Raw genomic sequence first — 14,456 nt, 5'->3', positions numbered from 1 at the left:
ATGATTTATAAGTCAATGAAACGTTACATTCCCTCCAATTTTGTTAATAATTCATAATTTGAAAATGATTATCAGTTTCAATCATTTAATAATATAATTTTATCTTTACATATTGTCAATAGTAATTTGGATTGTAAATCTAATTGAAACAGGTTATATTTTATTGAGAATGATAATCAATATATATTAAAAAGTGAGGAGTGATCGCGAATGAATCAAGAGGAATTATTTGATGTAACTGTGATTGGTGGTGGACCTGCAGGGCTTTATTCAGCGTTTTATAGTGGATTAAGAGAAATGAAAACGAAGATTATTGAATTTCAGCCACAATTAGGTGGAAAGATACATGTTTATCCTGAAAAAATGATTTGGGATATTGGAGGATTGCCACCAGTTATGGGGGCTAAGTTAATTGATCAACTTGTAGAGCAAGGACTAACATTCCATCCAGAAGTAGTATTAAATGAAAAAGTAGAATCGATAACTCGCAATGAGGAGGGAATCTTTGTGTTAAAGACATCCTCTGGAAAAAGACATTTTTCAAAGACTGTTATTGTAGCAACAGGGAGCGGAATATTAAAGCCACAAAAATTAGCAATTGCAGGTGCTGAAAGATTCGAAGTATCGAATTTAAATTATACTGTAAAATCTTTAAAACATTTTCAGGATAAAACGGTCATTGTTTCAGGCGGAGGCAATTCTGCAATCGATTGGGCTAATGAATTGGAGCCGATTGCAAAAAAAGTGTATGTAACATATAGAAAAGATACTTTGTCTGCTCATGAAGCACAAGTAACCCAACTTATGAATAGCTCTGCAACATGCTTCTTGCATACAACAATTACAAAGTTAATTGCAGGTGATAATCATAAAGCAATTGAGCGTGTGGAATTAACAAATCATGAAACAGGAGAAGTTTCATATTTACCAATTGATGAAGTCATTATTAATCATGGATACGAACATGATATGACATTATTGAAGAATAGTGAACTAAATATTGAAATAATAGATGATTACTTTATTGCAGGTAATGCAAATAGTGAATCTTCCATAGAAGGGTTATATGCTGCGGGAGACATTTTAAAACACGAGGGTAAATTGCATTTAATTGCTGGTGCTTTTCAAGATGCTGGGAACGCCGTGAATAAAGCAAAACAATTTATTCAGCCGGATGCAAGTGAATATGGCATGGTTTCTTCCCATAATGATGTTTTTAAACAACGTAATCGGGAACTTATTAAGCAAATGATGAGATAAAGTGCATTCGTGAAATAACGGATGCTTTTTTATCTTTTCTTTGCACACAAAAATAGACGGAACTGATGGTATTGATATCTCTCGTATTACACCGTGTCGTAAGAAACAACATATTCTTACCTTACTTTTCTCATACATATATACTTAATATTTCGCGAGGTCTTGTTTTGTCGAAAAGTTCTTTTCCAAAAAAAATTGAAAAAGATGGAACTTTCCAAAGATTCTGTTATATAATAGTACTAACTTAAATAAACTGTATTAAAACAGATTAGGAGGAGAAATGAAAATGATCAAAAGAGAAGAACGGAAAAATATGATTGAATTTATTGAAAAGAAAAAAGGAATTGAACGTGAAGAACTGATGTATATGACCGATGACGAGGTAGAACATATTTATAATGTGACGTACTTCTTATATGAGGAAATTGCAGAATAACATAAAGTGAAACTTCCATCAGTGGGGGGTTCTTCATTCCCCACTGATGGAAAGCCCGCCCAATCGGGCTTTTACGGGCAGTTATCCCCTACCTATCCTCTTCACTTCTCTCTGAACCCTGCGGTGGGGATCTTACTGCCCGTTAATGCGGGATAAAAAAAAACCGCTATATACATTAGCGGTTTTTCTTATCTTTTTGTATTTTTACATATGTATAAACAATCAAAGCGATAATGATTGAAACAACACCAATCCAAAATCCGTATCGATGTAAATTGTACTCTACATCTCGCCACTTTTCTCCTAATTTCCACCCGAGTCCAATAAAAACGCTCACCCAAATGAGCGCACCGCCATACGCATATAAACAAAACTTACTCCATTTTAAGTCGGACATTCCTGCAAAATAAGCAGTTAAATGTCTAACACCAGGTATAAAATAGCCAAACACCAATAAAAAAGGACCATATTTCTCAAATAAAATATGAGTCTTCTCGATTTGAGCTTCTTTAATCCCAACTTTAGAACCATATTTTTTCAATACAGGGAGTCCTAGTTTTAATCCAAGCATATAACTTAATGTAATCCCAAGTATAGCCCCAGCCATGCCGCTCGTAAAAGCTTCTGTTCCTGACATATATCCCCTTGAAATATTATATCCGACAAATGTAAGTAGAAATTCATCTGGTATTGGTAATCCGACAATTCCTCCAGCAAGTGCAATAATAATTCCATAATAACCGTAGTGTGCGATTAATTCACCAATATGTTCTTCCATTCGCACGACACATCCTATACGTTATCGTTATTCCACATTGTACCCTTTCCATCAATAAAGCAAACATGGTATACATATTCACTATACATTGTTTTTATGCCGAACTCTACATCCAATGTTACAACTTCATGGAGAATATTATAGCCTTATTATGTTATTAGGAAGAGTTAATGTTGTTTCAGAACTGAAAGGAAATTGAAAAAAAACTGAAACTTTATGCATGAAAACTCAATCCTACTCTAAAAATGAAAGGAAAATGAAATTTTTCAAAAGAAAATCTTTGCTAGAATAAAGAGCATCAATGCAAAAAGGTGTTGACATATAAAGAAATATACACTTTTCAAGATATAGTGGGGGAAAAACATGACACTAGAAAAACAATTAATAAAAAAAATATATTATGAAACATTTCTAATGGAAAATGAAACACATCCGCCTCTTCAAGTACTTGGAGAAGCTTATTTAGCTGAGCAAAAAAACGAATTTTCGGATGGATCTTATATTCGTTTTGCACAAGGTGAGTTTTATTATCACCATCAAGATTTCGAATCAGCCATTTTTAAATGGGAAAAAGTCAATAATGAATTACAACCATGGGCACAAAAGAATATTGCAGACGCTTACTTCGAACTCAATCAATTATCCGCTGCCGAAACTGTTTATACGTCCATTGCTACTGATAATAAAATACTTATGACCGAAATTTCATTGCAATTACTCTCTCTTTACATAGAACAAAACAAACTTGATTTAGCTTTCACAGTTATTAAAGAAGCTGTTTCTGTAAATCCTGATTATCCAAACGTTACAGCTATTGCTCGTTCCTTTTATGAAGAACAGCAAGATTGGGACAGCGCGGTTGAACTTGCTATTAATGAAATAATTCGAACAGAGTCCTTCCAATGGTTTGAAATTTTAAGAGAATATATTGATAACGGATTTACGAAAAATATTTCACCAGATTATTTTTATAAAGTACTAGTTACATTACATCATATCGACTTAGAACCATTTACACAGATGGTTTCATCACTTTGGCACAGCTATAAGAACGAGAAAACTTATTTATTATGGCTTAAAACAATGAATGACTTTTTCTCACATATCGAAATCCATTCAGCCGATGGATGGGACGACATTTCTTCTCTTTACGAAGAAACGTATTTTGAATTAATTCAAGGTCCGTATATGCTGAAACAATTGCATGATATTGTTCCGAATATTTTAACGAATTGGTTAAAAATGGTCAATCCTTCTCGCTCTGTCTTCCCATCTGCAGCAGTATTGGCATGGGATGAAATTTTCCCCGCTAAAATAGATTCAGCAGACGTGAAACATGCAGAAAAACTATTGTTACATTATACCAATTACATGGATGGTTTAGACTATAGTTTACAACTTTTTGATTCTATTACACAGTGGGCACAAAACAATGATTTAGAAATGGGACATCGCTTTAGATGGTTAGTCTATGAACTTGCAGATGTAAGAACAAATCGTCTTTTAGTCACAGGAACTTCTGGAAACGGAAAATCTTCATTTGTTAACTCTATACTAGGAGAAAATATATTAGAAAACGCAAGCGCAAATACAGTTATTTTTAAAGATGACACTCATACAGAAATTAACGCTATAACAGATACGACAATTTCAACGACTAATGATTTCTCTGATTTCCATAACATGATGTCTATGCACCGACAAACATATAGAGAAAAAACATGTATTGAATTTAAATTACCTTGCAAGCCTTTAAATAAAAACAAACTAGCATTCGTTGTTACACCTAGCTTTAATAGAAACAACGATACGAGAAATGAAACATTCGGCTATTTAGACTCAGTAGACAGTTTGTTATTCGTATTGAATGCAGATTCACCTTTTACTGACAAAGAACGTGATATTTTAGTAAGCATTCAAGAACATGCACCAGATTTACAAATTCATTTCTTATTGAATAAAATTGATAACATTTATAGTGAAGCAGAAGTAAAACGAGTGATACATGATACACAAACGAGAATAAACACATATTTTCCGCAGGCGAGAGTTTTACCTTATTCATCGTTATATGCAAACAGCCAACAGCTAAACGAGTTAACTGATTTTATTCATTTTAACTTTGAGTATAGAAATCTTGATCAAGAACGTACGAAAAAAATACTACTTTTCATTCGAAAAGCAATTCAATATCTATTGGATAAACGAGTTGAGATGGAAAATAACCTAGTGGATTCTATTAATTGGAATGAAGATATTTTAATGAGACTAAATGGCTTTATTAATAATCTGACTGCTTTTGAAAAAGAAAAAATTCATTTCATTGCAGATTCATACCGTACAATGAAACATAACATTACAAATGATCTTACAGAGCATATTCCAAAGTTACTGCAAAGCTGCTCTGATCTCATTAATGAAGACAGCGATTTTAGACACATGGAGACGGAATTAAATACAGTAATGAACGAGAGAATTCGCAACTATTTAGAACAAACTGTGTTACCAAACTTCGCTTCATCCATGCGAAATTGGATTGAAACTTCAAATCATGAGTTCCTGCAAAGTCAAGCATACTTAGAAGAAATAAGTGAAGGACTTAACTCTTTATGCGGAGAAAATCGAATCCAGTTAGCATGCGACTTTAAAATACTCGATGATTGGCGACGTGATACGGATCGGATGACGAGTCGAATACAGATGGAAAAAATAAATATCTTCCGCCGCTTTACACCTGCGCAATTTTTACTAAAAAGTGCAGGAAAATTATTCGGTGCTCTTCCTAAAAATAAAACAATGCTGTATAACAAATACAAACAGTATTTAGAAAATGAAGATTTTACCGATGTAACTACTTCTATTATAAACAAGTTTTTCTTACAGTTCGAGCTATTTGAAAGTGCACTAGAAAGGGATATTACTATGTTCTTTAGAGATCCGTTTAGTTCATTGAAACAAGCTGTCGAACAGACTCATTTAGAAATACAAGAACATCAAAATACATTGCATAAAATGAAATCAAACCCTGAAATTTATCGTGATCCTGTCACACTCTTCGAATTAAGATTACGTCAATATGAAGTGGTCTTAAATATAGATGAGGAAACTCCTAATGCAGAGTCAACGTTAGAAACAAATATCGAGGAAACGCCGACGCATTAATTGTAATAAACAAAACCAACAAAGCAGCCAATATTGGTTGCTTTGTTGGTTTTATCCAAGTTAAAAAAGATATAAAAGTTTCATAACAACTCAGTCACTTTATGAAAAAAAGGCAGAAAGCATTTTTTAAATGGGCAAGAGGGACTGGCGATGCATAGGAGCGGTCAAGGCAATTTCCTGCCACATGCGAGGTTTTAAACAAAGGCGAGAAAGCGAGTACAGGTCGTGTTGCAATCTGCATAACAGCAACTTACATGTCGAAACATTAAAATTTATATCATTTCTTATAGGTGATTCATCCTGTTATATATCCCAAATTACATCATCACCTTTGCTTCAACACGGATTCGCTGGATAAATTGCTTACGTTCTTTTTCATTACGAATCAATTTTTGTACATACCGCCCTTTACTCAATAAGTGTAGATAACGTTTATCTGTATGAATAACATCTCGGCATTTTTCATTTTCATATATAACTTTAAACCAATCATGTCCCTTTAACTTTTCCACATGACGCTTAAATTTTTTTTGTTTTCGCTGTTCTCGTCCTTCGAAACCTTCTAGCACTAACTCTACAACTTCTTCTGCAAAGGCTTCTAGTGCAACTCTTCCAACTCCAATTGTTCCTCGAACGACCACTTTAGCAGTATCTGCCGCTACTTCTCCAAGTACAACTGCTCCCCGTGCAATTCCAGTTAAAATATGGCCAACAATCTCTTCCATAGATTGCCTCCTTCTAATCTATAATCTTCAACCGGTTAAAAGGGTAGTATCTTGCAACTAAACTTCCTAATACATCATCTTTATCAATTAATCCTAATTCATTACGACTATCACGACTAACTAACCGATTATCTCCCATGACAAAGATTTTATTTTCCGGAATTTTTATCGGACCAAAATCTTCTGTTAAATTCACCATCAGTTGTTTTGCATACTTCTTATTTTTTTCTACATAAGACTCATTTTGCAGTTGGCTGTTAATATACAATCGATCATTTTTCATTTCAATCGTATCTCCAGGTAAACCGATAATGCGCTTCACATAATAATTATTCGTTTTTAATACAATGACATCACCATGATCGTAACTATCAATTTGCTTTGCTAACTTATTTACAATAACCTTATCCCCTTCATAAAGAGTAGGCTGCATGGAAGCTCCTTGCACGGTTGTTGGAAAAAAGACAAATACTTTCATTAAAAAGGCAATCACACATGCAATCGCAACTACTTCGATGAATTCCCGCAAACGACTTTTCTTCTTCATATGCCTCTCCCTTCCCTATCAATTATCTATATTATAAAATATTTTTGTAAATAAATTCTATATTATCAGTAAATTACCTGGACAATTCACCCAAGAAAATCTAACATAAAAACCCTTTTCTTTTTCGGTAGGCGAGAGCAACTGGCCATGAATAGAAGCGGTCAGGGCCTATTTCTGCCACATGCGCAGCGAAAACCAAAAAGAGCAAACAAGTGCAGATTCCTTTTTTCATAGTAGCAATCTATATGTAAAAAAAAAAAATAAATTGGATTTATATATTGTTTAACAACAAAGAAGAACTACCCTTAAGCAGTTCTTCTTTCACATTTTATATATTAACATTTACATTCCAACATAAATAATACACATTTGCGCTCCCACATATGTTGCCCAAACTAAAAGCGGATCATATTTTACATTCCGTCCACCAATATCCGTAATTCCAATAATAAAGTCAGAAATGACAAATAGGAAACCACCAAACGCTGGTATCCACCACATTCCTTGATTCAAATAAGCAAGTGCAAACGCAAAACACGCCATTCCGCCAACCCAAAGCCCATATACAAGCGCTCCGATTGTAAATAATTGATCTTGCTTATGGTTTCGGATGAAAAAGAACCATCCAATAACTAAAAACAAGCCATATCCCGCCAAACCAATGTATAAGCCGTTCCACGAAATACCCGTTTCTAAAAAGGCAGTGACATACAAGCAATGTGCAATCGCAAATGTCACCATTCCACCAATGAGACGATGCCCAAATGGAATTAAACCCGCCATAAATAAATCACCAATTGTTGATAAAATCATCCCGATTGCAACCCACTGGCGATAAGGTGTTACCGGGTCCTGTACCCACATCCATATCGCAGCTCCAGTTAATGAGAAAGTGAGGAGTAAACGAACGAATAAGGGTAATGGCTCATTTTTCTTTGTTTGTTCTGATTGTCTGATTGCATAAACGGTCCCGAACAAAAATAAAACTATTTGTCCAATTAACAGTACGTACATTCCATTCATATTTTTCTCCTTGACGAATTAATATTTCTATCTTATTCGATATAAAATCATCATTTTCCTTTCTTTTCCCTATAATTTTCATCAAAAATTTGTTACAAACTCTACCAAATTTCGCTTTCCAAATGAAAAAGAGGCTCTTATGAACCTCTTTATACTACGCTACTTTTCGCATTCGCCGTGTTTCTTTCGCTACGTGTACGATTCACGATAATAATTCCGGTCGCTACACACGCCAACCCAAATAATACGAAAGAATGAATGGCTTCACCTAAAATCAAGCTTGATAAGATGACACCAAATACCGGAATAAAAAACATATACATCGATACTTTTCCAATTTTGTTGTATTTCATCACGGTATTCCAAATGCAAAATCCCGCTGCTGATAAGAATGATAAGTATAGTAGCATAAGCAACGTTTGCATATGGAATGTAAATGGCATCAATCCAACTTGGAAAATTCCGATGAACAATAAACCTAGAGAACCGATAATCATCTGATATGCGGTCATATAGCCCACATCCATCGTTTTACTTCCTTCTTTCGCCAAAATGTTACCGTATGAGTACAACATTGCCGCACCCAATAATAACAGTTCACCAATACCAAAGTGAAAATTCATATCCCCTTTTGGAATGTTTACAAGAACAACGCCGCAAAAACCAATTGAGACACCAATAATTTTTCTCATATTTAAAGAATCATCTTTATATAGAAAATGCGCAAATACAATTTGAAAAAATGACGATGTTCCAGAAATAACTGCACCTTCAATCCCCGTACTATAGCTTAAACCGATATAAAAACAAACATATTGTAAGAACGTTTGAAACAGACCAATTTGAACAAGTTGCTTCGTTGTTCCTTTTTGAAACGATACATTTCTCCCTAACAATTTAAAGAAGAATAAAAGCATCATTCCTGCTAAGAAAAAACGGTAACCTGCAAATAGGATTTGCTCGCCTACTTCATGAGGCTGAATGTCTAACTGGACATAACTTAATTTAATAAATGGAAACGCACTTCCCCATAGAAAAGTTGCACTTAATGCTGCAACAAATACACCGAGCGGATGTGTAAAAAATCTTTCTGCCTTCACTGGATGTCTTCCTTTCCGTACTTTTTATGAACAATACTTATGTATAACAAAGCGAAGTCAAAAAGACAAGTATTTTCACTTCTACTCACGAGTAAAAATCTTTCCCTATAAGGAAACATATGTTACAATTTAGAATAATAATAAAGTAAATAACTACACAGAATGTGTTTTCTAAGAAATGCTGCTATCCGTATGGATGGCAGCTTTCGTCGTTTTATAAGGCTTTCGATGATGATTCTTTTTCTCAAATAGAGAGGAGTGAAACGAGATGAATTTATTAGTAAAAATATTCGCAAAGCAAAAGAACCTTCCAACTTAAAAGAAAGCCATTAGCGATCATATTGTATTTTGCATAGCAAAAATTTATATGTTGGAAAGTTAAACTGGACTTATTTACTATACATCTTTCACTGTTATATAAGGCTTTTCATAATCAATTTTTCTCAAATAGAAAGGAGCAACAAAGCTATGAATTCTGAAGTAAAGGCTTTACCAAAGCAACAAGGAACTTCCCCCTCTTCATCTTGGCTTGCAACATTTCAAAAGCATTATGAACTCATTTTTGCAATTACATCTGGATTTCTCATTTTGATCGGGTGGTTATTAACAAAGAATGACATGCCAACAACGGCAACTATATTTTACGTATTCGCTTATATTATTGGAGGTTATGCAAAAGCAAAAGAAGGTATTGAAGACACAATCGCTGAAAAAGAGCTGAACGTCGAAATGCTCATGCTATTTGCAGCAATCGGCTCAGCCATTATCGGCTATTGGACAGAAGGTGCCATCTTAATTTTTATCTTCGCTTTAAGCGGCGCGCTGGAAGCTTACACAATGAGCAAAAGTCAAAAAGAAATTTCAGCACTGCTCGACTTACAACCTGAAGAAGCACTGCGCATCTCGCACGGGACGGAAGAGCGTATTCCAGTCGAACAACTACAAATTGGTGACATCATTTTAATTAAACCAGGTGAACGCGTTCCGGCAGATGGCATGATTCGCACAGGTGAAACGAATATTGATGAAGCTGCTATTTCAGGTGAGCCGATTCCAAATGAAAAGAAACCTGGCGATGAAGTATTCGCAGGAACTGTTAACTTACGCGGCGCCATTGAAGTAGAAATTACAAAACATAGCGATCAAACATTGTTCCAAAAAATTATTCGCCTCGTGCAAAATGCCCAAAGCGAAAAATCTCCTTCACAGCTTTTCATTGAAAAGTTTGAAGGAACGTATGTGAAAGGTGTACTTCTCGTTGTATCACTTATGATGTTCGTTCCTCATTATGCGCTTGGCTGGAGCTGGAATGAAACATTTTACCGTGCGATGATTCTACTCGTTGTTGCTTCACCGTGTGCACTTGTTGCAGCGATTACGCCAGCTACGTTGTCGGCAATTTCAAACGGTGCACGCCATGGCATTTTATTTAAAGGCGGTGTTCATTTAGAAAGATTAGCTTCGTTAAAAGCCATTGCCTTTGATAAAACAGGGACATTAACACAAGGAAAGCCAACAGTAACAGATGTATATACGCGTGATGGAATATCAGAAAAACAATTACTACACATTACAGCGTCCATTGAAAGTCATTCTACACATCCTCTAGCGGAATCCATTGTGAACTATGCAAAGCAGGCATATGAAATTACGTTAACAAAACCAGAAAATGTAGAAGATGTAACAGGCTTTGGCTTAAAAGGTACACTGCAAAATAAAGCTTACAAAATTGGGAAAGCTGATTTTATTGGAGAAGAAACAAAAATGTTTTATAACGGCATTTCCGTCCGTTTAGAGCAAGAAGGAAAAACAGTTGTATATGTAAGCGATGAAAACGGTATTCTTGGTCTGATTGCCTTAAAAGATACATTGCGCCAAGAAACCATTGCAGCTATTCGTGAACTGCAAACTCTTGGCGTCCAAGCAATTATGATTACAGGTGATAATGAACAAACAGCAAAAGCAATCGCTGCTGAAAGTAACATTAAAGAGTATTACGCATCTTGCTTACCTGAAACAAAAGTAGAAACGATTAAACAATTAAAAGAAAAATACGGTACAGTGGCAATGGTTGGTGATGGGATCAATGATGCCCCTGCTTTAGCAACAGCAAGTATTGGCGTTGCGATGGGAGAAGGAACTGATGTTGCATTAGAAACGGCAGACGTTGTCTTAATGAAAAGTGAACTCTCTCGCTTAGCACAAGCCATTCGCTTATCTAAACGAATGAATCGCATTGTAAAGCAAAATGTGATCTTTTCATTGACTATTATCATGCTTCTCATTTGCTCAAACTTCCTGCAATTTTTAGCACTTCCGTTAGGTGTCATCGGTCATGAAGGAAGTACGATTCTCGTTATTTTAAATGGATTACGGTTATTAAAAGCAAATAATTAAAAGGGTTCCAATAGGGAACCCTTTTTTTAATGATAGCTATTATGTCCGTTCGCACTGCTGCTCGTTTTATGTTTTGGCTGCGAGCTGCTGTGTTGTTTACGCTGATTTTTATCATTTTTGCTGTTACCAGTCTTGTTTTGACCCATGAATAATCCCCCCTATTCCCTCTTAGTATGGAATAAAGGATTCTTTTTAATTCCGGGAATTATTGTCACTCGTTCGGTAATAATTCAAGAGTGCGTTAATTTCTCCACCAAGTAAAATTACCCATCCTGTTAAATAAAACCATAAAATTAAAATAATAATACCACCTAGGCTACCGTATGTAGTAGAGTAATTCCCAAAGTTATCGACATAAAACGCAAATGAATACGATACCACAATCCATCCAATCGTAGCAAATAATGCTCCTGTCATCACTTCTTTTCTCTTCACATGACGATTTGGGGCAAATTTATACAAAAAGCAAAATAGACTAAACAATACAAGAAAACTTAGTAATAATCGAACAATACTCCACACAAATGAAAATTCATCAGATAAACCTAAAATTTTAAAAATCGCTGAGCCAATTAATTGGCCGAATACAGGTAAAATTAAAGCGAAAACAATCATAAAAATCATTGCTAATGTTAATACAATTGACAATGCTCTTGTTAAAATAAACGAGCGGGTTTCATTGATATCATAGGCGCGGTTAAATGCCTTCATCACTGCATTGACACCGTTGGATGCAAACCATAACATGGCAAGTAAACCAAACGATAATAATCCACTATTTTGTTTATTCATTATTGTATGTACATTCGCTTCAATTAAACTCATTGCATCTTCAGGAGCATAATTTCTTATAAAGGTTAATATATCTTCCGTCTCAATTGGAATATATCCAAGAAGCGTTATTAAAAAAACGAGCGCTGGAAAAAGGGAAAGCAAGAAGAAATAAGCGAGCTGTGCTGCTAAGCCCGCCAGATCATCTCGCATTGTTCGATCATACAAGTCTTTTCCAAATGTGAAAACATGATGAGTTCTTGCCTTTTGTACAAATGTTTTCATCTTTTTAAACGCTTTGCTTTTCTTCTTTATTTTGTTTTAACTCAATATACGCTTCTGATTTCTTCTCCTCTGCAATCGGTTCCTTCATACCGCGATCTTCCGATGCAACTTCTTCTACCTTTAAATCTTCTGTTGGTACAATCGCCTGAATTTCAATTGTCTCTGGTTGTTCTTTGACATTGTTTTTCTTCATAAAAATATCTTTCGTCTCTTTTAATGTTTCCACAACGGCTGGCGTCAATTTTTTAATTTCCGCTACCTTTGCTTTTACAACATTAAAATCAGCAAGTTCACGCCCTTTATCTGTAACTGTTTGTACCTTTTCTTTCAGCTTTGCATTTTCACCAATTTCAATCATTTTTGTTTTTGCTTTTCCTGCTGTCAGCTTTACCTTTTCACGATTTTCCTTCTTTAACATAGAGACCGCCACACCTGCTGCTACACCAATCGCAATATTTCGTACAAGATTTCCCTTCTTTGCCATATTCCTTCACCCTTTCATCTATTTTGTTAGAAAGTTATCTCACTCTAACGAACAAGTAAATCCCAAAGGAAAAAATTTAAGATTAAACTTACCATAAGAGCTCGATTCGCTCAACTCATCATCAATAAGAGTTTCACATTTTACTTTCTGAACTAACATTCTTATATTCCTTGCTCATTTCGAATGAACGCTAACAATTTTGCACATCCTTCTGTTACAAGGTCATATACTTCTTGAAAGTTCCCTGTAAAGTATGGATCCGGAACATCTGTCCAACCACCGTTTGGAACAAAATCGGATAGCCTGCCGATATAGCCGCCTGCTTTACCTAAAGCCTTTAAATCGTCCAAGTTTTTATTGTCCATTGCAATAATATAATCAAACTTTGTTAAGTCTTCTTTTTCTACTTGACGAGCTTTAATTCCTTCAAAGGATACTGCATTTTCCATTAAAATTTTCTGTGTGCCGTGATGAGGTGCATGGCCGATATGCCAATCCCCTGTTCCAGCCGAATCAACAGCAATTACTGTTTCTAATTTTTCTTTTTTGACAAGCTCACGAAAAATTGCTTCTGCCATCGGAGAACGACAAATGTTTCCTAGACAAACAAATAAAACTCGAACCATATTTGTTTCTTCCCTTCATGATGCATTTGTTATATTTATATATCCATTTTAATTTTCCAACCCACAAATCACCGCTCTGGCCACGTCCTTTTGTTTCAAACATCGGACGTGGCAAAGCTCCTATGCACGGCCAGTCTCTCTCGACCATTTAGAAAAAGCAGGTTTATGTTTTTTTCACTTATATTTAGTATAAACAATCAACAATTACTTATAAAGGAAATTACAAACTTCCGTTAACGGAAATGATAAAAAAATGTTAAGATAAGTCTATGTTATTTTAAAGGGGGACACTTCCGTGGATTTATCCGTAAAAACACAAGAGAACGTTGAATATATGGTAGAAGCAATTAAAGAAAAATTACGTATGGTAAACGCTGGTGCAATGAGAGCTTCAAACTTCAATGAAGACATGTACGAAGACTTACGTGACATTTATGAACACGTTATGAAACGCGATACATTTAGCATTAGCGAAATGCAAGCTATTACAGAAGAATTAGGCACACTAATCAAGAAATAATAAAATGCGGCTACCAAAAACTCGGGAATCACCAAACTTTTGGTAGCCGCCTCTTTTTATATGAGACGGTTTGTCAATCTAAGTGCGACAGCTCCTCCTGAAACGCTTCGTGGGCAGTTTTCCAACCTAAACATTTTCTTGGTCTTTGATTTATAAGAAGTAGTGCTCGATTTAATTGTTCTTGTGAAACAAGGCTCAAATCTGTTTTTTTCGGGTAAAACTCACGTAATAGACCATTTGCATTTTCGTTACTCCCACGTTGCCAGGAAGAATAAGGATCGGCAAAGAACACTGCGATTTCCAAATCTTTTTCTACACGTTGATAACACGAAAATTCTTTTC

14 protein-coding genes are annotated in these 14,456 nt (G+C 35.1%); 5 read left to right on the top strand and 9 right to left on the bottom strand.

Going from position 1 to position 14,456, the window contains the following annotated elements; translation table 11 throughout:
• The first annotated feature begins 210 nt into the window (after window positions 1-210).
• Together H280_RS0110905 and H280_RS0110900 are read left to right on the top strand one after the other, a co-directional pair.
• The gene (locus tag H280_RS0110905; protein ID WP_020061160.1) at window positions 211-1,260 is read left to right on the top strand and encodes an NAD(P)/FAD-dependent oxidoreductase; all 1,050 of its coding nucleotides are present in this window, start codon (window positions 211-213) and stop codon (window positions 1,258-1,260) included.
• A 289-nt stretch (window positions 1,261-1,549) separates the two neighbouring features.
• Entirely contained in the window at window positions 1,550-1,696 is a 147-nt protein-coding gene (locus H280_RS0110900) for a BH0509 family protein (protein WP_028411195.1), read from the top strand.
• A 175-nt stretch (window positions 1,697-1,871) separates the two neighbouring features.
• Here the strand turns inward: H280_RS0110900 and H280_RS0110895 are convergent, their stop codons facing one another.
• The gene (locus H280_RS0110895; protein WP_020061158.1) at window positions 1,872-2,474 is read right to left on the bottom strand and encodes a DedA family protein; all 603 of its coding nucleotides are present in this window, start codon (window positions 2,472-2,474) and stop codon (window positions 1,872-1,874) included.
• 363 nt (window positions 2,475-2,837) lie between these two features.
• On the opposite strand from H280_RS0110895, the gene H280_RS0110890 reads away from it, so the two are divergent.
• Entirely contained in the window at window positions 2,838-5,636 is a 2,799-nt protein-coding gene (locus tag H280_RS0110890; protein ID WP_020061157.1) for a dynamin family protein, read from the top strand.
• Between the two features lie 317 nt (window positions 5,637-5,953).
• Here the strand turns inward: H280_RS0110890 and H280_RS0110885 are convergent, their stop codons facing one another.
• From H280_RS0110885 to H280_RS0110870, 4 genes are all read right to left on the bottom strand, one after another.
• Complete coding sequence (locus H280_RS0110885; protein WP_020061156.1) at window positions 5,954-6,361, bottom strand: hypothetical protein; 408 nt, start codon at window positions 6,359-6,361, stop codon at window positions 5,954-5,956.
• A gap of 13 nt (window positions 6,362-6,374) precedes the next feature.
• On the bottom strand, window positions 6,375-6,908 hold the full coding sequence (gene lepB, locus H280_RS0110880; protein ID WP_020061155.1) for a signal peptidase I: 534 nt from the start codon (window positions 6,906-6,908) through the stop codon (window positions 6,375-6,377).
• Window positions 6,909-7,250: 342 nt separating this feature from the next.
• Complete coding sequence (locus H280_RS0110875) at window positions 7,251-7,931, bottom strand: lysoplasmalogenase (RefSeq protein ID WP_020061154.1); 681 nt, start codon at window positions 7,929-7,931, stop codon at window positions 7,251-7,253.
• A gap of 149 nt (window positions 7,932-8,080) precedes the next feature.
• On the bottom strand, window positions 8,081-9,031 hold the full coding sequence (locus H280_RS0110870; protein WP_020061153.1) for a DMT family transporter: 951 nt from the start codon (window positions 9,029-9,031) through the stop codon (window positions 8,081-8,083).
• A gap of 468 nt (window positions 9,032-9,499) precedes the next feature.
• Here H280_RS0110870 and H280_RS0110865 point away from each other — a divergent pair, with 468 nt between their 5' ends.
• Window positions 9,500-11,428 carry a heavy metal translocating P-type ATPase gene (locus H280_RS0110865; protein ID WP_020061152.1) on the top strand — a complete coding sequence of 643 codons (1,929 nt, stop codon included), beginning with the start codon at window positions 9,500-9,502 and terminating at the stop codon, window positions 11,426-11,428.
• A 192-nt stretch (window positions 11,429-11,620) separates the two neighbouring features.
• On the opposite strand, the gene H280_RS0110855 is transcribed toward H280_RS0110865, so the two are convergent.
• The 3 genes from H280_RS0110855 to H280_RS0110845 form a co-directional block, all read right to left on the bottom strand.
• Entirely contained in the window at window positions 11,621-12,484 is an 864-nt protein-coding gene (locus H280_RS0110855) for a YihY/virulence factor BrkB family protein (protein WP_020061150.1), read from the bottom strand.
• A 4-nt stretch (window positions 12,485-12,488) separates the two neighbouring features.
• Window positions 12,489-12,968, bottom strand: a complete 480-nt coding sequence (locus H280_RS0110850; RefSeq protein WP_020061149.1) for a DUF4075 domain-containing protein — start codon at window positions 12,966-12,968, stop codon at window positions 12,489-12,491.
• Window positions 12,969-13,129: 161 nt separating this feature from the next.
• Window positions 13,130-13,594 carry a low molecular weight protein-tyrosine-phosphatase gene (locus H280_RS0110845; RefSeq protein WP_020061148.1) on the bottom strand — a complete coding sequence of 155 codons (465 nt, stop codon included), beginning with the start codon at window positions 13,592-13,594 and terminating at the stop codon, window positions 13,130-13,132.
• 295 nt (window positions 13,595-13,889) lie between these two features.
• Between H280_RS0110845 and H280_RS0110840 the strand changes: the two genes are divergently transcribed.
• Window positions 13,890-14,114, top strand: a complete 225-nt coding sequence (locus tag H280_RS0110840) for a DUF1128 domain-containing protein (protein ID WP_020061147.1) — start codon at window positions 13,890-13,892, stop codon at window positions 14,112-14,114.
• Window positions 14,115-14,187: 73 nt separating this feature from the next.
• Here H280_RS0110840 and H280_RS23485 read toward each other — a convergent pair.
• Window positions 14,188-14,456, bottom strand: a 269-nt coding sequence (locus tag H280_RS23485; protein WP_020061146.1) for an IS30 family transposase, incomplete at its 5' end; no start/stop codon positions are given.

Source organism: Bacillus sp. 123MFChir2 (assembly GCF_000383235.1).
Classification (GTDB): Bacteria; Bacillota; Bacilli; order Bacillales; family Bacillaceae_G; genus Bacillus_A.
The sequence above is the reverse complement of the archived record's forward strand: the minus strand, read 5'-3'. Positions and strand labels throughout refer to the sequence as shown.

What these genes read in the sequence shown, in the direction of transcription:
- H280_RS0110875 (WP_020061154.1), bottom strand. Translation starts at nt 7,931, where the DNA reads ATGAATGGAATGTACGTACTGTTAATTGGACAAATAGTTTTATTTTTG.
- H280_RS0110895 (WP_020061158.1), bottom strand. Translation starts at nt 2,474, where the DNA reads ATGGAAGAACATATTGGTGAATTAATCGCACACTACGGTTATTATGGA.
- H280_RS0110885 (WP_020061156.1), bottom strand. Translation starts at nt 6,361, where the DNA reads ATGGAAGAGATTGTTGGCCATATTTTAACTGGAATTGCACGGGGAGCA.
- H280_RS0110845 (WP_020061148.1), bottom strand. Translation starts at nt 13,594, where the DNA reads ATGGTTCGAGTTTTATTTGTTTGTCTAGGAAACATTTGTCGTTCTCCG.
- H280_RS0110855 (WP_020061150.1), bottom strand. Translation starts at nt 12,484, where the DNA reads ATGAAAACATTTGTACAAAAGGCAAGAACTCATCATGTTTTCACATTT.
- lepB (WP_020061155.1), bottom strand. Translation starts at nt 6,908, where the DNA reads ATGAAGAAGAAAAGTCGTTTGCGGGAATTCATCGAAGTAGTTGCGATT.
- H280_RS0110890 (WP_020061157.1), top strand. Translation starts at nt 2,838, where the DNA reads ATGACACTAGAAAAACAATTAATAAAAAAAATATATTATGAAACATTT.
- H280_RS0110865 (WP_020061152.1), top strand. Translation starts at nt 9,500, where the DNA reads ATGAATTCTGAAGTAAAGGCTTTACCAAAGCAACAAGGAACTTCCCCC.
- H280_RS0110850 (WP_020061149.1), bottom strand. Translation starts at nt 12,968, where the DNA reads ATGGCAAAGAAGGGAAATCTTGTACGAAATATTGCGATTGGTGTAGCA.
- H280_RS0110905 (WP_020061160.1), top strand. Translation starts at nt 211, where the DNA reads ATGAATCAAGAGGAATTATTTGATGTAACTGTGATTGGTGGTGGACCT.